The organism is Actinomyces sp. (assembly GCF_030530635.1).
Lineage (GTDB): Bacteria > Actinomycetota > Actinomycetes > Actinomycetales > Actinomycetaceae > Actinomyces.
Map to the genome: position 1 here is coordinate 1 of NZ_JAUMUL010000068.1, position 18591 is coordinate 18591.

At 66.6% G+C, this 18591-nt stretch carries 15 protein-coding genes, 3 tRNA genes and 2 pseudogenes; 14 read left to right on the plus strand and 6 right to left on the minus strand.

Going from position 1 to position 18591, the window contains the following annotated elements; genetic code table 11:
* The 9 genes and pseudogenes from Q4A20_RS12850 to Q4A20_RS12890 all read left to right on the plus strand — a co-directional run.
* A pseudogene (locus Q4A20_RS12850) lies at positions 1-255 on the plus strand (serine--tRNA ligase); the annotation flags it as partial.
* 4 nt (positions 256-259) lie between these two features.
* A complete protein-coding gene (locus tag Q4A20_RS12855; protein ID WP_303123539.1) occupies positions 260-1300 on the plus strand; it encodes an HAD-IIB family hydrolase in 1041 nt (346 codons plus the stop codon).
* Positions 1297-2913, plus strand: coding sequence for an ABC transporter substrate-binding protein (locus Q4A20_RS12860; protein WP_303123540.1), 1617 nt, complete (start codon positions 1297-1299; stop codon positions 2911-2913). Before Q4A20_RS12855 ends, Q4A20_RS12860 begins: the two co-directional genes overlap by 4 nt.
* Positions 2914-3622: 709 nt before the next feature.
* Positions 3623-3855, plus strand: a pseudogene (locus tag Q4A20_RS12865) (hypothetical protein); the annotation flags it as partial.
* A gap of 76 nt (positions 3856-3931) precedes the next feature.
* Positions 3932-4813, plus strand: coding sequence for an ATP-binding cassette domain-containing protein (locus Q4A20_RS12870; protein ID WP_303123541.1), 882 nt, complete (start codon positions 3932-3934; stop codon positions 4811-4813).
* 7 nt (positions 4814-4820) lie between these two features.
* On the plus strand, positions 4821-5609 hold the full coding sequence (locus Q4A20_RS12875) for a hypothetical protein (RefSeq protein WP_303123542.1): 789 nt from the start codon (positions 4821-4823) through the stop codon (positions 5607-5609).
* Positions 5610-5729: 120 nt separating this feature from the next.
* Positions 5730-6329, plus strand: a complete 600-nt coding sequence (locus Q4A20_RS12880; RefSeq protein ID WP_303123543.1) for a malonic semialdehyde reductase — start codon at positions 5730-5732, stop codon at positions 6327-6329.
* Between the two features lie 119 nt (positions 6330-6448).
* Entirely contained in the window at positions 6449-7804 is a 1356-nt protein-coding gene (locus tag Q4A20_RS12885; protein ID WP_303123544.1) for an AGE family epimerase/isomerase, read from the plus strand.
* Positions 7805-7983: 179 nt separating this feature from the next.
* Positions 7984-8661, plus strand: coding sequence for a GntR family transcriptional regulator (locus Q4A20_RS12890; protein WP_303123545.1), 678 nt, complete (start codon positions 7984-7986; stop codon positions 8659-8661).
* A 123-nt stretch (positions 8662-8784) separates the two neighbouring features.
* Here Q4A20_RS12890 and Q4A20_RS12895 read toward each other — a convergent pair whose 3' ends face one another.
* The 6 genes from Q4A20_RS12895 to Q4A20_RS12920 all read right to left on the minus strand — a co-directional run bounded on the left by Q4A20_RS12895 (position 8785) and on the right by Q4A20_RS12920 (position 12449).
* The gene (locus Q4A20_RS12895) at positions 8785-8931 is read right to left on the minus strand and encodes a hypothetical protein (protein WP_303123546.1); all 147 of its coding nucleotides are present in this window, start codon (positions 8929-8931) and stop codon (positions 8785-8787) included.
* A gap of 334 nt (positions 8932-9265) precedes the next feature.
* A complete protein-coding gene (locus Q4A20_RS12900) occupies positions 9266-9604 on the minus strand; it encodes a nucleotidyl transferase AbiEii/AbiGii toxin family protein (RefSeq protein ID WP_368502481.1) in 339 nt (112 codons plus the stop codon).
* A 396-nt stretch (positions 9605-10000) separates the two neighbouring features.
* On the minus strand, positions 10001-10396 hold the full coding sequence (locus tag Q4A20_RS12905; RefSeq protein ID WP_303123554.1) for a carbohydrate kinase family protein: 396 nt from the start codon (positions 10394-10396) through the stop codon (positions 10001-10003).
* A 12-nt stretch (positions 10397-10408) separates the two neighbouring features.
* Positions 10409-11101, minus strand: coding sequence for an alcohol dehydrogenase catalytic domain-containing protein (locus Q4A20_RS12910; RefSeq protein WP_303123547.1), 693 nt, complete (start codon positions 11099-11101; stop codon positions 10409-10411).
* 23 nt (positions 11102-11124) lie between these two features.
* Positions 11125-12315: an MFS transporter gene (locus Q4A20_RS12915; protein ID WP_303123548.1), complete on the minus strand. Its 1191-nt coding sequence runs from the start codon at positions 12313-12315 to the stop codon at positions 11125-11127.
* Positions 12312-12449, minus strand: coding sequence for a hypothetical protein (locus Q4A20_RS12920; protein ID WP_303123549.1), 138 nt, complete (start codon positions 12447-12449; stop codon positions 12312-12314). The genes Q4A20_RS12915 and Q4A20_RS12920 overlap by 4 nt, the downstream gene beginning before the upstream one ends.
* Before the next feature lie 120 nt (positions 12450-12569).
* On the opposite strand from Q4A20_RS12920, the gene Q4A20_RS12925 reads away from it, so the two are divergent.
* The 5 genes from Q4A20_RS12925 to Q4A20_RS12945 all read left to right on the plus strand — a co-directional run bounded on the left by Q4A20_RS12925 (position 12570) and on the right by Q4A20_RS12945 (position 18510).
* A tRNA-Ser gene (locus Q4A20_RS12925) sits at positions 12570-12658 on the plus strand.
* 101 nt (positions 12659-12759) lie between these two features.
* A tRNA-Ser gene (locus tag Q4A20_RS12930) sits at positions 12760-12849 on the plus strand.
* Positions 12850-13073: 224 nt separating this feature from the next.
* Positions 13074-16700, plus strand: a complete 3627-nt coding sequence (locus Q4A20_RS12935) for a S8 family serine peptidase (RefSeq protein WP_303123551.1) — start codon at positions 13074-13076, stop codon at positions 16698-16700.
* Between the two features lie 164 nt (positions 16701-16864).
* Positions 16865-16937: transfer RNA gene (locus Q4A20_RS12940), tRNA-Arg, on the plus strand.
* Between the two features lie 127 nt (positions 16938-17064).
* Positions 17065-18510: a GuaB1 family IMP dehydrogenase-related protein gene (locus Q4A20_RS12945; RefSeq protein WP_303123552.1), complete on the plus strand. Its 1446-nt coding sequence runs from the start codon at positions 17065-17067 to the stop codon at positions 18508-18510.
* Positions 18511-18591: the final 81 nt, after the last annotated feature.

Consider the following 18591-nt stretch of genomic DNA (forward strand, 5'->3'; position numbering starts at 1 on the left):
CTGCCCACCCAGAACCGCTGGATGGAGGTCACCTCCACCTCCAACTGCACCACCTTCCAGGCCCGTCGCCTGTCCATCCGGGAGCGGCGCGACGGCAAGACCGCCCCGGTGGCCACCCTCAACGGCACCCTGGCCACCACCCGCTGGATGGTCGCCATCCTGGAGAACCAGCAGCGCGCGGATGGGAGCATCGTCGTTCCGGAGGGTCTGCGACCCTACCTGGGTGGCCTCGAGGTCATCGAGCCGGTTGCCTGACGGTATGGCCGAGGAAGCGCCCGCCCCGCTCGACCGGAAGGGTGACAACCAGCACGACGGCGCCGCCCTGATCGGATCGGCCGCCTGGAACTCCCAGACGGTCGGCGTCTACGGACCCGGCTACGACCGCTCGCTGTCTCATGACGACTATCACGCGCTCGTGCGTGCCCGCATGGCAGACCTGGATCGGCTGGAGGCCGACGGCGAGGGTGGTCGGCCCTACCTGGTACCGGATGAGCGCATGGTGGCGGCCCTGGACGTGGACGGCACCATCCTCGACCTGGAGGGTCGCATATCCGAGCGCGTCATGGCCGCGATCGCCCGCCTGCGTCACCGGGGGGTGCAGGTGGTGATCGCCACCGGGCGCGGAATCACCGCCGCAGTGCCGGTCGCCCGCCGCCTGGGGCTGACCGACGGGTGGATGGTCTGCGCCAATGGCGCCATTACGCTGCGTATGGACCCGGCCTTCCCGGGCGGTTACGAGATCGTCGACTCGCGCACCTTCAACCCGGCCACCGCCATCGACGCCCTGCTGGAGGCGGTTCCGGACGGCATCGTTGCGGTGGAGGACCTGGGGGCCGGCTTCCGGGTGTCCCGGCCCTTCCCCGACGGCGAACTCATGGAGAAGCAGACCGTCGTCTCCCTGGATGAACTGCGTAGCGCGGAGGTGACCCGGGTGGTGCTGCGCGCCCCGGGCATGCCGGTGGACGAGTTCAGCGCCGTGGTCGGACGGGCCGACCTGCATTCGGTGGAGTACGCGGTCGGCTGGACCGCCTGGCTGGACGTCGCCCCGCAGGGCATCACCAAGGCCTCCGCCCTTCAGGCGCTGGTGACCCGGCTGGGTACATACGCCGGTTACGCCGTCGCCGTAGGGGACGGGACCAACGACGTGGAGATGCTGCGCTGGGCGGGTGTCGGGGCCGTGATGGGTTCGGCACCACAGTGGGTAAAGGAACAGGGAGATATCGTTACCGATACGGTATGGCACGATGGTTGTGCGGCCGTGCTGGACGCCGTTGTGGAACGAACCCGGAGGAGCTCATGAAACGGTCGTGGATCACCCCGCGGCGGATGGCCGCCCACCTCGCCCCCGCAGCGGCTGCACTCCTACTGCTGACGGGCGGCCTGGCCGCCTGCTCGACGGTCGATGACGCCGATCCTGCCGCCTCCGCCACGCAACCGTGCGCCGGGTTGGCCGAGGTCGACTTTCCCGAGGGCACCACGGTCACTATTGCCACTGCCTTCACCGGCACCGAGGCGGAGCGCTTCGACACTTCCTTGGAGCAGTTCGAGGAGTGCACCGGAATCGACGTGACCCACACCGGCTCGGACGATCTGGAGACTCTGCTGCGCGGGCACTTGGAGGAGCCGGGGCCCGGGGCCGAGGCGGGCGCGGACCTTCCGGACCTGGCTGTCGTCCCACAGCCGGGCCTGGTGGGCGACCTGGCTCGCTCCGGCAGGCTGGCGGCCCTGCCCGACTCGGTGGGCGCCAACGTTGAACTCGGCTGGGACCGCTCCTGGATGGAGGCCGGTTCGGTGGGCGGTGTGCTTTACGCCGCACCGCTTATGGCGTCGGTGAAGTCCTTCGTCTGGTACTCGCCGGTGGCCTTCACGCAGGCCGGTTACCAGGTTCCCACCACCTGGGATGAACTGGTGGCACTGACCAGGCGCATCACCGCCGACAACGCCGACAACGCTGCCGACGCCGGGGCCGGTGACCCGGGCGCCGATGAGGCCGCCCAGCGTTCCGGTGCCACACCCTGGTGCCTGGGGGCATCCGACGGCGACTCCAGCGGCTGGGCCGTCAGCGACTGGCTCGAGGAGACCCTGCTGGCCACCGGCGGCGTGGGCGCCTACGACGCCTGGGCCGGCCACGCCGTCGCCCTCGACGATGCCTCCGCCGTGCGCGCCTTGGACACGGTCGGTGATCTGCTCCTGACCGCCGGACATGTGCCCGGCGGTGGCGTAGGCGCCTCCGAGACCACCCTGGAGGCTGCCGGCGAGCAGTTGTTGGACGGCTCCTGCTACATGCTGCACGCCTCCTCAGGGTATGAGAACCTGCTGCCCGCCGAGGCGCAGGTCGTAGCCGCCGGTGGTGCGGCGGCCACCGCCCCCGGGACCGCCACCGGTACGGGGACGGCCGGCTCCGCCGCGCCGACGGCAAGTGCGACCGAGCAGGCCACCGCCTCCCGGACGGCCGCGACGACGGGCGGGGTGGTCTCCGCGTTCCTGGTGCCCGGTGTTGCGGACGACGACGCCGCCGGCCAACCGGTGATAGTCGGCGGGGACTTCCTGGTGGATTTGTCTGCGACTGCATCCCAACCCGGCCAGGGCGGCGAGGACGGGACGGATCCCGAGGCCGTCAAGGCGGTCATGACATACCTGACCAGCCCCGAGTGGGCGCAGAGACGAGTCGACCTCGGCGGCGTGGCCACCGCCAACCGCAGTGTGGATGCCTCGAAAATACGCTCCGATGTGGCTAGGCGCGCTACTTTGCTGCTGCAATCGCGCCAGTCCGTGATCCGCTTCGACGCCTCCGACTCGATGCCGTCAACTGTGGGCACGGACGTGCTGTGGAGCGCCCTGAACCAGTGGACCCGCGGCGAGCTGGGCTCCAAGGAGGCGCTGGCCCAGGCGGAGGCCGCCTGGCCCAAGTGAGGGCTTCTTCCCTGATCGAGATCAGCGGGTGAACGCCTCCCGCACTCGGTGGCGGTGTGGTAACTTCCTGGTGTCGAACACGTCGCTCGGTTTTCCTCGGCCGACCGCGGGGTGTGATCCTGTTGGACTGACCGGGCCCTGGCCCGGGGAAGGGGCCTAGTCAAGTCATGCCGTACGACAATGAGGCTCTTCCGGTTTGAGGGTGTGATGGTTGGGGTGGGCTGAGGTGCCTGCTGCGCCGGTTGGACGTTAACAACGCTACTTAACCTTCTGCTGTACACCTAAGAACCCTTCAGCAGACCGTCAACAGGCGTTGTTAACCCCGAAGTGGCGTAGCAGATGATCGCCAACATGGTGCGGCAGCCGAGCAGCGCCCCCACCGCCGCCAAAGCCAGCATCTCACCCGGGCGGTGCCGAACCTCATCCGGTGGCGTGGAGCAGGAGCTGTGGCGACCGCCCCTGTCAGGAGCCGGCATGACAAGGCACAAGCGGTGGATGACGACACAGCGACGCAACGGGGCGTGGGCGGTCCAACGGGGCGTGGGCAAGGCCGAGCACTGGGCCACCGCCCTGGCCGGCTCCAAGACCGACCCGAAGTGCGCGGCCATGATCGCCGACGCTGCCCGCACCATGCCCCACACTCAGCTCCATCAACGCTTTCACCCGGCGGTCGGGGTCTCCATCCGCGGCCAGGTGCGTCGCCCACGCGGGCAACAAGCGCCTCAAGAGAGCCATGTTTCTGTCAGCCTTCGCCACGCTGCGCTCCGACCCCGCCAGCCGGGCCCACTACGTTTGAGTGCTGGGTTGCCGAAGCCCTGCACGCGCGATACGCTCGCTCCAAGCAGTTCAACCCTGTCGCGCCACAGAACAATAAGGGTCCCCATCATGTCTACTGTCGATGTTGGTCAGTGGAAAACCGATTCGATAACTCAACAGAGATAGTTTCTACTGGAATAATGGGTGCGCCTTTGGACTCTGTGTAGCACAGGGTTCGGCAGGTGCTTGAAGTGAAGGTGACATGATAGAGATCAAGAATGTGAGCAAGCGGTACGGGGATGTGATCGCGGTGTCTGATGTGTCGGTGGAGGTGCGTCCCGGCGGTATAGTCGGGTTCGTCGGGCCGAACGGTGCCGGTAAATCCACGACGCTGCGCATGTGCGTGGGCATGGAACAACCCGATGATGGTGTGTGCCTGATTGACGGGACGCCGGTACACGAACTCCCGAGCCCGTGGTCGTTATTTGGCTGCGTGTTGGATCGGCAGGGCGTAATTGGAGGTATAACGGGTGGCGTTGCCATGCGCTCAGTGGCTAGGGGTTACGGCATTCCAGATAGCCGGGTGGAGTTTGTTGCAGAGCAGGTTGGTATTGCTTACGCGGCGGATCGACGTGTTGGGTCGTACTCGCTCGGCATGAGACAACGTCTGAATCTGGCGATTGCGTTGCTCGCGGAACCGCGATATCTGATACTCGATGAGCCCATGAACGGACTTGATCCCGACGGCATCATCTGGTTGCGTGACTTTCTTCGAGAATTTAGAGACACGGGAGGTGGTGTGCTGTTGTCCTCGCATACGCTCAGTGAGGTGCAGGAGATAGCGGATTCCCTTACGATCATTAAGCAGGCTCGGGTTAGTTGGACGGGTGCTCTCGAGGATGCGGTGTCTTCGCGCGGCAGGATTTTCGTGTCGACAACCGAGAATGATCGTCTCGTTGAGGTTTGCCGGCGGGCGGGTATAGACGCCCGCTTTGGTGACGGCGTGGTTCTAGTTCGTTCGTGCGAGCCGGAGGTGTTGGGTATGCTGCTGCGTGACAACGCCTTCGTGCCACTGCGTCTCGAAGCCGAGTCGACCTCTCTCGAGGATTTTTACCTTTCGGTTTCGTCCGGTTCGGTCAGGTGATTGGAAAATGGACTCTTACAAGATGTCGCGTTTCTCTGAGCTACGGGTTCAGTCCCGTGTGCTCGCTGGGTATCGAGTGGTGTGGGCTTGTGTATTGACGGGCGTGGTGGTCATGGGCGGTATGGCATGTGCCGTTGCGTTCTCCGTTCGTTCTTCGTACATGTCCGGCGAGCCGTTGACTGACACCTCGTTCCTCTATGAGATTTCGGGGTTCGGGTTTTCCTTCGCTCAGATATTTTTCGGTCTGGCGGCGATAGTGTTCATCTGCTCGGAGTGGGAATCGGGATTCATATACACGACGTACGCCGCCAGCCAAAGGCCGCTACGTTACGTGTTGACGAAATCGCTGCCACCGGTGCTTGGCAGCGCGGGCGTTTTATTTGCCTTGTTGGTGGTACTGGTGCCAGCTGAGGCGCTGCTGCTTTCCGGTTCGCCTTATACAATCAGCTTGGCTGACCCGATGGTGTGGAGACAGATCTTCGTTCAGTGCTTTACGGGAGTGTGCAGCGCACTGTTCGCTGCGGGGCTTGCTTTCCTATTCAGGCGTCCCGCGGTTGCTTTAGGAATATATGTCGCGATTACTCTGATTGCCCCTATAGTATTGGGGCTCATACCGCTCGGCGTCGCGGAGTTCCTCAGCCGATGGCTCCCCAATAACGTGTTCGGTTATTTGACATCGGCGGATGCGGTGGTGGTCAACGCTGTGAGCTATCCGGCTCTCGTTACCGCAGCGGTGGGCTACCCGCTGCTCTCGTTGGCGGGTGGATACATGTTGCTGCGAAGAAGTGTGGTGTAGCGGCAAGCCCTAACCCGCGTCGGGGACGCGTGAGCGGTGGGCGGCTGGTCGGGAGGAACCGCAACAGGTGCTCCGCGACGGGTCCGGAATAGTCTTGGCAGCAAGGCGGTTGCTTCCAGCATGAGCAGTCATGACGCCGCATCCGATGAATCCCTCCTCGCAGCGCTCTTCTCCGACGCCCACACGGCCCGCTCGTTCCGGGACGAGCCGGCACCGATCGAGCAGGTGCGCCGCGCCTACGACAATGCTCGCTGGGCCCCCACTGCACTGAACTCCCAGCCCATGCGTCTGGATCTGCTCGCCTCACCGGAGGCCCGCCGACGCCTGGCGCCGCTGATGGCGGGGATCAACCAGGAGCCGGTGCTCGGCGCGCCGCTGGCCATGATCATCTCCGCCGACCTCGCCCTGGACAAGTCCATGCGGGAACTCGGCGCCTCCGAGCAGATGCTCCGGCGTCTGTCTGGCTCCATGGAGATGCGGCAGGGACTCGCCCGTGACTCCGCGCTGATCCAGCTCGGATATCTGGTGCTTGCCCTGCGCGCCGAGGGGCTCGACGTCGGCGTCATGACCGGTGCCGACCTGCCCGGAATCGACTCCGAGTTCCACGCCGACCGTCCCTGGCAGACCATCGCCGTCGTCATCGTCGGGCACGGCGACGACGACGCCTTCCACCCGCGTGCCGGCCGCCACGAGTTCGACGCAGTCTCCCAGATACTCTGAGTTCTGACCCCCGTGAACTCTGACGGCCCGCGCCGCACACTGCCGCCGCCCCGCCTGCTAACGTTCGGGGTGACCCCGGCATACAGGTCCGGGCCACGACTCCGGGTCGAGGAGGACTCATGGGACTGGGATGGTTCGGCGCCCCCGAGCACAACCGCTGGTTGGCGGAGGAGACACACGCGCTACTGCGCTACGCGCGAGCGGCCAAGGTGCCCGCCGGCTTCGGCTGGATCGGCACCGACGGCGTCGTCGACACCAGCCACCCCGTAGAACTGTGGATCACCGGTCGCATGACCTTCGCCTTCTCCCTGGGGGCGCTGCTGGGCATCCCCGGCTGCCGCCGCTACGCCGACCACGGCGTGCGCGCCCTGAGCAAGGTGATGCGCGACTACGAGCACGGCGGCTGGTACTCCGCCGTCCGCCATGAGCTCGACGACGACGGCCACGGCATCCCCGTGGACGCCGACGCCCGCAAGGAGTGCTACCAGCACGCCTTCGTGCTGCTGGCCGCCGCCGCGGCCACGGCTGCCAACCGCCCCGGCGCACACGAGCTGCTGCTGGATGCCATGGAGAACCAGAACCGCTACTGGTGGGACGACACCTACGGTCTGCCCATCGAGTCCTACGCCGCCGACTTCACCGACCCGGAGGACTACCGCGGCATCAACGCCGCCATGCACACGATGGAGGCCTATCTGGCCACCTCCGACGTCACCGGAGACACCAGCTGGCTCGTCCGTGCCGTCCAGATCGTCGACTATGCCGTCAATATTCAGGCCCGCGCTCACGACTGGAGGCTGCCCGAACACTACGACACCAAGTGGAAGCCGCGTCTGGACTACAACCGCGACGCCCCCGCCCACCCCTTCCGCCCCTACGGCGTCACCCCCGGCCACGGCCTGGAGTGGTCGCGCCTGACCGTGCAGGCACGCGCCGCCCTGGTCGCCCGCTCCCTGCCCACCCCCGACTGGATGCTGGACGCCGCGGAACAACTCTTCGAACGCGCTCGCACCGACGGCTGGCGGGCCGACGGCGCCCCCGGTTTCGTCTACACCACCGACTTCGACGGCCGCCCCATCGTCCATGAGCGCATGCACTGGGTGGTCTGTGAGGGCGTGTCGGCCGCTGCCGCCATCCGCCGGGCGCTGCTCGACGCCGGCCGTGGCGAGATCGACGTCGAGCACTACGAGCACTGCTACCGCTCCTGGATCGACTACGCCGAGGAGTTCCTCATCACCGCCCCCGGCGTGTGGACCCACGAGCTGAACCAGGCGAACGAGCTGTCCACCCGCACCTGGGAGGGGCATCCGGACATCTATCACGCCCTGCAGATGACGCTGGCCGCCCGCATGCCCGTGTGGCCGACGGTGGGACAGGCGCTGAGCGAGGGCCTCCTGGACGCACCGGCCCGGCGCGAGACCGCGGCCGACTCACGGGGCCAGACCCGCCGCCGCGGCCTGTTCGGCCGGGGGTGAGCGGCCGCCGATCCCGGTCATGCGCATGACTGGTCCCTTGAGCGGCATCCGAGCGGGCCGACCCGTTGTCGTACGGTGGTATAGCCTCATGACCCCGGCCGCGTTAGGAGGATGCGATGACGCCGACACGGGCTGTTCCATTGGATCGACAGAGCACCAGACCGCTGTTCGCTCAAGTCATGCAGTCCTTGCGCGCGGCCATTGACTCCGGCGAGTTTCGGCCCGGCGGGCGTATTCCCACCGAGCCCGAACTGGCCACCATGTACGGAGTCAGCCGGATAACCATCAGGCGGGCCATTGAGGAGCTCTGCGAACACGGGCTGCTCGTCAAGCGTCAGGGCAAGGGCACCTTCGTCAGCCAGAGCAAGATCGCCAAGAAGATCGAGCACATCTCCAGCTTCTCCGAGTCCTGCCGGGCCAGCGGCATGACCCCGTCCGCCAAAGTACTGGCCCGGACACTGTTGGAGGACCCGCCTTCCGCCTTCACCCCGCCGACCGAGCTGACCGACACGCAGGTGCTGAACATCCAGCGACTGCACTACGCCGACGGCGTCCCCATCATGATCGAGGACAACTACTACCCGTACAGTCGCTTGGCATTCCTGGAGGAGGCACCGCTTGAGGGCTCGCTGTTCGAGGTCCTGGCGGAGCACGGGGTGCGTATCGGCGGGTCGCGCAACTCCTACATCGATGCGCTCGCAGCCACCTCCTCCCAGGCGGAACTGCTGCAGGTCCTGGTCGGGGACCCGCTTTTCTTCTTCTACCGGGAGATACTCGACGACGCTGGGCGTCTCATCTATGTGGGTCGCCAACACATCACCGCCGCCCGCTACCGCTTCAACTACGACATCGCCTAGCTGATTGATTTCGGGGCGGACTGTCAAAAACGATAGCCGGCGCGCCACTCCTCAACGCCGTGACGTCTCCCCCCGCCGCCTCAGCCCTGCTCGATCCGGCCGTGCAATCTGGCCTGCGTGCGCTCACGTCGGGCGCGTGCGGATAGCGGTGGCCCACGCCTTCATACGGTCTTTGACGCCGGCGAGCTGGTCGAGAGTGACGTGATAGATACGCACCTCTTCGGGGTGGATGCGTTCCACGTTGTCAAGGTTCTGAGCGAACCACTCCACGTTTGGACCGCCTGCATCTGTTTGGACCCCATACGTCGGTTTGGATCCCATAAGTCTGTTTGGACCGCCCTAGTAGCACACTACGGCGGTCCAAACAGAGTAACGCGGTCCAAATCGAGGCTGACGACCCAAACAGAGCCAAGCGGCCCAAACAAGGCACGCCGACGGCGGACACCCCCCACGGCAACCCACGACACCCACCGAATCCAGCTCTTCCCGTAGAAAGATGCGGTAGTCGGAGGGTTATCACCCCACCGGCAGCACCTCCACGCAATCACAATCCTTGCTCACAATCACGCAGAAAACGCGGTAACTTCGCAGCGGCGAATCACCCCTATGAATAACCCTCCAGGCCGATTTCCAAACGTCCGGGCGGGAGGGTGCGCCAGTCGGCCCCCAGGTCGACGTCGGTGCTGAGTCCCTGCCGATTGATAACGGTGAACTGGGCGAATGCATCCTGCCGATGACGAGTCTCCACGGTGTAGCCGGCAGCGCCAAGCGCCGCGATGACCTGAACGAGTGACGCACGAAACCGGGTCTGCGCCTGCTCGACAGTGAACAGGTCCACATCCTCCGTGGGCCGGTCGATCAAGCCGTGCTCACGGATCGCACCCGACCCGGCCAGGGCGAAGCCGCTTTCTTCGCCGGCGGCTTCCAGGGACAGGAGCGTGATGCGGCGCTATTCCTCCTGTACTCCGGTCACGCGGTCACTTGCAATTCGGGAAACCGTCCCTCCCACAGGTGGCGCATGCGTGCATCCATGTTCAGAATCGGCCACGTCTCGACAAGCCGGTCCCGGTTCATGAGCCGTCGTTGCTTATCAGCGGTTCCTTCTGCGAGCAACGCTTGGTAGGCCATGCGCCGCCAGCCAACCACACCCACATCTACGCCGAGCCGATCGGACTGCCAGCGCACGGCATGCGGGAGGCCGATAGTCCCGTCATACGGGCCATGCAACTCATCCAGCGAAGCGGGGCCTCGTAGTCAGTGTGCGCGTGTCCGCGGATGTCGACACCAGGACGACAACGCGCGCTCATCGACAGCCCACTGGGCCAGCCGACCCCCTGCTTCACGTGCCTGTGGCCTCAATGCCGGCAATGAACTCCTCGACCTGCTCCAATGACCGCACGGCCGCGGTGGCGCCCAGCCGGGTCACCGACAGGCAGGCGACCCCGTTGGCGAACACGGCCGCGTCCACCGGGTTCATTCCGCGCAGCAGAACACAGATATAACCGGCGGCGAAGTTATCCCCCGCCCCCGTCGTGTCCACCGCGTCGCGACCGACGGCGGGGACGATCTCGCTGGTGTCGGCGTTGTGAACCAGGCAGCCGCGCGCGCCGACCTTCAGCACCGTATTAGTCACGCCGTGGCGCTCCAGCACCGCCGCCGCCTCGGACTCGTCGCGGGCTCCCGTCAGGGTGATGGCCTCTTCGGCGTTGGGGAAGAAGTAGTCGATGTACCCCAGGGCATCGGCGACCTACTTAATCCGGGTGACCGGATCGTCCTCACCGCTATTCACCGTGGCGTTGACGCCCAGCCTGCGCGCGGTCTGTAGCCTGCCGTCCTGCAGATCGACGGCGACGATCGTGCGCGCACCGGCCATGCGGGCGACCATGGAGACCATGAGGCCGACGGCGCCCGCCCCGAGTATGACGACGGTCCTGCCCAGGAGCGTGCCCGCCATCTCGACGGCGTGCACGGCCACCGAGGCCGGTTCCACGAGGGCTCCCTCATCAAGGGTGAGCTCGTCGGGCAGACGGAAGACGAGGTTCGCCGGGTGCACCAGGTACTCGGTGAGGGCGCCCCGGTAATTGGGCGCGGTGGCCATGAAGTCCACATTCGGGCAGACGTTGTAGTGCCCGGACAAGCAGAACTCGCAGGTGTAGCAGGGGATGCCGGGCTCGATGCAGACGCGGTCGCCGGCCTTCAGGTCGGTCACGCGGTTACCGACCTCGACGACGACGCCCGTGGGCTCATGCCCCAGCCCCGCCTCCTGACCGGGTTGCGGTGGAATGTAGGGGCCGGACTTGAAGCCGTGCAGGTCCGAGCCGCACATTCCGACCCGGGCGATCTTGATCAGAACCTCGCCGGGGCCGGGCGTCGGGCGCTCGCAGGCCTTGATGGTCATCAGGCCGGGGTGGTCGAGTACGGCCTTTGAATTGGTGCTCATGTGTGTATCTCCCCTTTGAGAAACTAAGCGGCTTTTGCTGTGCGTATAGCCAGCGCCATCTCTTCGACGCTGCGCCCCCGCGTCTCGATGCCGAAGATCGCCAGCACCAGTGCGCAGGCGCTCAGCAGCAGACCTAGGACCATGAATACGGCGATCACGCCGAACTCGGTCAGCAACCAGGCCACCAGGTAGGGGGAGGCGATGGCGACGATCCGGCCGATCGAGTTGGCGATGCCGAGCCCGCGCATCTTCTGCGCGGTCGGCCAGATCTCGGGGACGTAGACGGCCGAGGCGAAGCAGACGAACATGTAGACGAAGATGATCAGGAGGAATCCGACGATGGACAGGGCGGTCATGGACATCTGCAAGGAGTAGACGTAGCCCAGCGCGGCGATGATCAGCAGCAGGCCGATCCCGAAGACCCGGCGGGGAAAGCGGTCGATGATGAACACGGCGATGAAGATGCCGATGGGCGCTCCGAACATGCTCATGGTGTTCAGCACCACGGAGTCGGCCAGGTCAATGCCCTGGGAGAGCGGCATGGTCGGCAGCCAGTTGATGAGGGTGTACTGGATGACGTTCATGGCGATCAGGGCGAAGGAGCCGACGATCACCCGCTTGAGCAGTTCTCCCTTGAACAGTGCGCTGTAGGGCAGGTTCACCCGGCCCCGGACCTTCGCGTGTGCCTCCACGGCCGCGGCCGCCGGTTCCAGGGTGATGTCGTTGCGGCGCTGTACCTCCGCCTCGATCTGGTCCAGCAGCTCATTGGCCTCCCGGTAGCGTCCCTTGGTTTCGAGCCAGCGGGGTGATTCGGGGAAGAGCCGCCACACGATGATGAGCACAATCGTCGAGGTGATGGCAGGGATGATGAACTGGATGCGCCAGTTCGCCTCGGGACTGGTGACGCCGACGAGGAAGGAGGCGATGAGCGAGCAGATCGGGTATGACCAGTTGCCGATGAAGGAGGCCCTGGAGGACCAGGATCCACGGTCCCGCGAGGGGACGTACTCCGTCCAGGAGGCGAACAGTACCGTTCGCAGGCCGCCGAGCGCGATCCCCATGAAGACGCGCACCACGATGAGGAAGGTCATGTTCGGGGAGGCGGCCGCGACCAGCATGGTGATGATGTGGAAGGCCACGAATCCCAGGAAGCCGTTGCGCGTCCCAGGCGATCGCCAATCGCGCCGCCGATCAGCGCTCCCACGAACATTCATGCCGTGGTCAGTGAGGAGAAGACGGCGGACGAGGAGTTGTTGGTCCAGCCGATCTCCGCAAGCACCGCCAGAACCAGTCCGCCGATGGCATTGCTCCAACCTACGAGCAGTCCGAAGGCGACCATCCAGTACACCGACCAATCGGACCTCTGCCTCGATGCCCAGGGGACGAAGGTCCCGTTTTGTGATCGGTGTTATAGCTTGAGTGCGTACCGCGATGTGTGGCGCGAGGTGGTAGGGTTTCGCACGTACCTGGAGAGGTGACAGAGTGGCCGAATGTGGCGGTCTTGAAAACCGCTGTGCGCCTGGCGCACCGGGGGTTCGAATCCCTCCCTCTCCGCCACGGGTGGCGGCGGGCCATCGCCGGTGCTTCACGTGAGTTCCGCTTCGGCCGTTGCCTCACCCCGTGCGTTGGGGTAGGCTCATCGGGCCGATCCGGCAACTGGAGATGTCGCATAGTGGCCTAGTGCGCCTTCCTGCTAAGAAGGTTGGGGATAAAACCCCTCGGGAGTTCGAATCTCCCCATCTCCGCCAAACGTTGGAATTCCAACAAAAAGTCCCTGGGCCCTCGCCTTGTGGGGGCGAGGTGGTGACGGGCGTCGGCGAACCTGCCGGGCGAACGCCGCAGTGACGCGAACCATAGTTGTTTGGGCGTCTACCGCTTCACTTTCGGTGTATCGGATTGATAACGTATGGTGAGGAGCGTTGGCTCTGATTCCAAAACGCGTCCCCTATCCCCAATCCGAGGAAGAAGCACAGTGCGCCACCACCGATCCGCACCCCCTGAACGGCACCCTGAGCAGCCGGTGCGTCGCCGCCCCATCGCCGTCGCAGTGACGGCTCTCGCGGCTCTCGCCCTGCTCGTACCGGCCGCGACCACGCCTGCCGCAGCCACGCCGACCGCCGCCGCGACCGCCCATCCCGCCGTCCCGGACCTGACCGTTGGAGGCTCCGACACCGATCCGAGCGTCAAGATCACCCGCGACATCATCCTCCCGGATGGCACTCGGGCCGAAACCATTGAGAACCAATGGTTCGTCGAACTCTCCTCGCCGGCCATCGCCGTCGGCGGCAACGCCGCCACCGTGATCGCCGAGCAGAACCAGTTGAACGTCGCCATGATGCAGGCGGGTATCGACGCCGAGGTCACCACCACGTACGGGGACCTGTGGAACGGCGTCGCCCTCGTGGCTGACGATGCCGCCATCGAATCCCTGGCCGAACTGGACCAGGTGGCCTCCATCAAGCCGGTGATCAGCATCCCGGAGCCCGTGGAGGAGACCGCCGCCGATCCGCGTACCGCCCAGGAGCAGGAAGAGGGGGTGGTGACCCCCCAGATGTCAACGGCGCTGGATCTCACCGGCGCCGACATAGCCCAGTCCGAACTCGGCTACACCGGAGACGGCGTCAAGATCGGCATCATCGACTCCGGTGTCGACTACGACCACACCGAGTTCGGCGGCACCGGCACCCCGGGTGAGGGCGCCACCGAGGGGGACGGCTCCAGCAACTTCCCCAACGCCAAGATAACGGCCGGATACGACTTCGTTGGCGACTCCTTTGGTGATCCGGTAGTGGCGGAGGTGGCCCCCCAGATCTCCTATCGCCCCATTCCGGACCCCTACCCCGATGACTGCTCCGGCCACGGCACCCACGTCGCCGGCATCGCCGCCGCGTCGGGCGCAGCCGGCACCGAGGAGATCACCGGCGTCGCCCCCGACGCGCAGATCGGTGCCTACCGGATATTCGGCTGCAAAGGCAGTTCCACCGCCGTGGTCATGGTTGCCGCCATGCAGCGGGCCGCCGCCGATGGCATGGACATCGTCAACCTCTCTGTCAGCGCCGACTACATGCTGATGACCGACTACCCGATCACCGCCGCCGCCGAATCGCTCGCCAACCAGGGCGTCGTTGTCACCGCCGCCCAGGGCAACGCCGGTGAGGCCGGCGTCTGGAGCATGGGATCGCCCGCCGCGGCCGAGCACGTTCTGGCCGCCGGCAGTATCGACAACACCATCGCGTTCAGCCACTACCTGACCGTCTCCTCCGACTCCGTCGGCGCCGACGGCCGGTTCCCCTACGTCGTCGCCGAGGGGCACGTCGGCACCGTGCAGCGCAACGACGACGTCCGCTACCCGCTCGTAGCCTCCGGGGACCTGGAGGCTGATGGCGGCGACGAGGTAACTGACGCCTCCCTGCTGTGCGAACCCGCTGACGCCGACGCCTTCGCGGGCAGGTTCGTGCTAGTGCGTCGCGGCGTCTGCGACTTCTTCACCAAGGCCGCCAACGCCGAGGCCGCCGGAGCCGCCGGAATCGTCTTCGACAACTCCGCCCCCGCCCAGCTCGGCGTGCGCCTGGGCAGCCGCAACGGCGTCGTCATCTCCATCCCGGTGGTTGCCATCAGCCAGGCATCCGGTGATGCCATCCGCGCCGAGTTGGCCGGGGACTCTCAACTGACCTTCATTGAGGAGCCCGCCGAGTTCAACACCACCACCGGCGGGCGGGTCTCCGCCTTCAGCGCCTGGGGTCTGAACTCCGACCTCGGTCTCAAGCCCGACGTCGTCGCCCCCGGCGGCTACCTATGGTCCACCTGGCCCCTGGAGCAGGGCGGTTACCGCTCCTCCTCGGGTACCTCCATGTCCTCCCCGTACCTGGCCGGCGCGGCCGCCCTGATAATGCAGGCGCATCCCGATATCCGGCAGGCCGGCGGCACCGCCCCGGTCGACGCCGTCGCCTGGCGGCTGCGCTCCACCGCCACCCCACTGGCATGGGCGGGTGCGGACGACGCGGGCCTGCTCGAACCGGTCGCTCACCAGGGCGCCGGACTGATCAACGTCGATGCCGCCATCCAGGCCACCACCGCCACCAGCGCCTCCGTCCTCAACCTCGGTGAGTCCGAGCACCACCCGGACGGAAACACCCAGGAGGTCACCCTGACCAACCATGCGGACAGGGAGGTCACCTACACGCTGTCACACACCGACGCCGTCACCGTCACCGGTCCCGCCTCCGCCCCCCAGCAGGGCACCACCACTGCGGCGACCGTCTCCACCGACGGCTCTAAGGTCACGATCCCTGCGGGCGGCTCCGCCACCGTATCGGTCACCATCACCGCCCCCGCCGACGGCGCCGACGGCGACCTCTACGGCGGCTGGGTGGTGGCTACCCCCGACGACGCCTCCCGCACCATCCGCATCCCCTACTCGGGTGTGGTGGGCAACCTGGCCGCCGCTCAGGTATTCGGTGGCGCAACCGGCATTGTCAACATGGACGCAAGTCCCGTCGACACCGGCAGCTACGTGTTCGGCGACTCCACCCGCACCACCGAGGGCGCCTACGAGGACCTGCCCGTCGTGCTCGTAGAGCCGCTGATCCCCTACCGCGGGGCCGTGTTGGAGGTCTCCCGGGTCTACAACGACGGCACCGTCACCTACCTCGGGCCGGCCGCATCCGACACGGAGTGGCGTGTACGAGGCCAGAACGTCGGGTACGTCTGGTTCGGCGGTTACTACGACGCCGACGGCAACCTGCAGCAGGCACCCACCGGCAGCTACATACTGACCATGCGTGTGTGCCCGATCGGGGGCGACACGTCGGTGGCCACCGACTGGGCCGCCTGGACCTCCCCGGAGATCACCATCGACTGGAAGACCGCCGGCTACCTGCCGCAGTCGTCCTTGACGGTGACCTCACCCGAAGGCGCCGAGGCAGCCGTGGATGACAACATCTTCACAGACGTCGCCTCAACTTCCGCCGATGCGAGTCACACGATCGACCTCGGGGGCGTCTACGACGTCTCCAAGGTCCACTACACACCCGAGCAAGGCAGTAACTCCAGTCGTGCCACGAGAGTGACCGCGCATGTGTCCACTGATGGTGAGAACTGGGAGTCCGCGGGCACAGTGGAGATCGAGTTCGACCGCCGGATATCGATCCGCCCGGTACCGATCATTTTGGAACTCGATCAGGCCGTGCGCGGGCGCTATGTGCGCGTGGATCTGACCAGCGTCGCTCCATATGCGGCGAGCGGCGTGTCCGCCGCCGAGTTGCGTGTAGCCGGCGAACTGGCGCAGGTGGAACCGATCGGGCCTTCGAGCCCCTCCGCCCCCGGAACGGACACCGTTACGGCACCGCCGGCTGAACCGTCTGCGGGAACGGGAACGCGGTCGGCGTCCGAAGGCTCAGGCGGAGGCGCCGGCCCGACGGGAGCGGCCGGACCGCAGACCGAGGCGTCTCGTCCGGACACGGGCAACGCGACGGTCGTCAAGGTCCGCGACCGGTCTCTGGCCCGGACCGGTGCGTACACCGCGCTCGGCCTGGTTGCCGTGGCTCTGACGCTCGGCGGCGCGGTGCTGCTGTGGATGCGTCGCCGCCACCGCATCTGAGAACGACCTGACGCGACGGCGGCCGGAGGTGATGCCTGTCCCTCCGGCCGCCGTCGCGTCGGTGCTTCTGTCGTCGCGCATCAAGGCTGTGCCCAGACTCACGGCTCGAGGATTTGTGGGTGTCGGGATGGGCGAGTAATGTTCCGGAATGTCCGAACCGGATTGCGCCAGTAGCTCAATGGATAGAGCATCTGACTACGGATCAGAAGGTTGGGGGTTCGAGTCCCTTCTGGCGCACCGACGCCCCGTCATCGGCTGAACAGTCGGTGTTGCGGGGCGTTTTCCATGCCTGCCTGCTCCTGCCGCGTTCCACGTTCCTCGGTGTGGACCGGTGACCGAAGCCGGACCGCCGTAGACTCTCCCGGTGAAGTTCCTCAACGGCATGGCACCCACCTTCGACCTGACCTACGACGACGTATTCATGGTTCCCTCCCGCTCCGCCGTGGGTTCACGCACCGGCGTGGATCTGACCACCGACGACGCCAGCGGCACCACCATTCCGTTGGTGGTGGCCAATATGACGGCCGTGGCCGGCAAGCGCATGGCGGAGACCGTCGCCCGCCGCGGCGGCATCGCCATCATCCCCCAGGACATCCCGCTCGACGTCGTCGTAGACACGGTCGCCCAGGTCAAGGCCTCCCACCTGGTCTACGACACCCCGGTGACGGTTAAGCCGCACCACACCTGCGGCTACGCCCTCGGCCTTATCCCCAAGCGCGCCCACGGGGCCGCCGTCGTCGTCGACGCCGGCACCAACGCGCCCATTGGCATGGTGGACATGGGCGACGTGAGCGGCGTCGACCGCTTCACCCAGGTGCGGCGGGTGATGAGCACCGAGCTGGTCACCCTGCCGGAGGGGATCGACCCGCGCGAGGCCTTCAGCCGCCTTAAGGCCGCCCGCCGCACCCTGGCGCCGGTGGTGGGCGCCGACGGCGGCCTGGTGGGTATGCTCACTCGCTCCGGGGCCGTGCGCTCCACCATCTACCGGCCCGCCGTCGACGCCGCCGGCCGGTTGCGCGTGGGCGCCGCCATCGGCATGAACGGGGACCCGGCACGCCGCGCGGTCGAACTCGCCGACGCCGGGGTGGACGTGATCGTCGTCGACACCGCCCACGGGCACCAGGACCGCATGGGGGAGGTGGTCCGAGCCGTGCGGGCCGCCCTGCCCGGCGCCTTCCCGATCGTCGCCGGCAATGTGGTCACCGCCGCCGGCGTGCGCGACCTGGTCGACGCCGGCGCGTCCATCGTCAAGGTGGGGGTGGGCCCGGGCGCCATGTGCACCACCCGCATGCAGACTGGCGTGGGCCGCCCACAGTTCTCCGCCGTCCTGGAGTGCAGCCGGGAGGCGGAGCGCCTGGGCGCGCACGTGTGGGCCGACGGCGGGGTGCGTCACCCGCGCGACGTCGCCCTGGCGCTCGCGGCAGGCGCCTCCAATGTGATGATCGGCTCCTGGTTCGCCGGCACCCACGAGTCCCCGGGTGACATTCAGTACGACGCCGACGGCCGCGCCTACAAGGAGAGCTTCGGCATGGCCTCGGCCCGGGCGGTGGCTGACCGCACCGAGGGTGAGGACGCCTTCGACCGCGCCCGCAAGGCCCTGTTCGAGGAGGGCATCAGCGCCGGCCGCATGTACCTCAGCCCCGAGCGCCCCGGTGTGGAGGACCTGATCGACTCCATCGTGGCGGGCGTGCGCAGCTCCTTCACCTACGCCGGCGCGAGTTCCATCCCGGAGTTCCGCGAGCGGGCGATTGTAGGCATCCAGTCGGCCTCCGGCTACCGCGAGGGCGCCCCGGTGCCGGTGAGTTGGTAGCGCTCCCGATCGACTATTCTCGCCCCTCCCCGCCCCCACTCGCCGAGGTCGGTAGATGTTACGTGCCGAGTTCGGTGGATG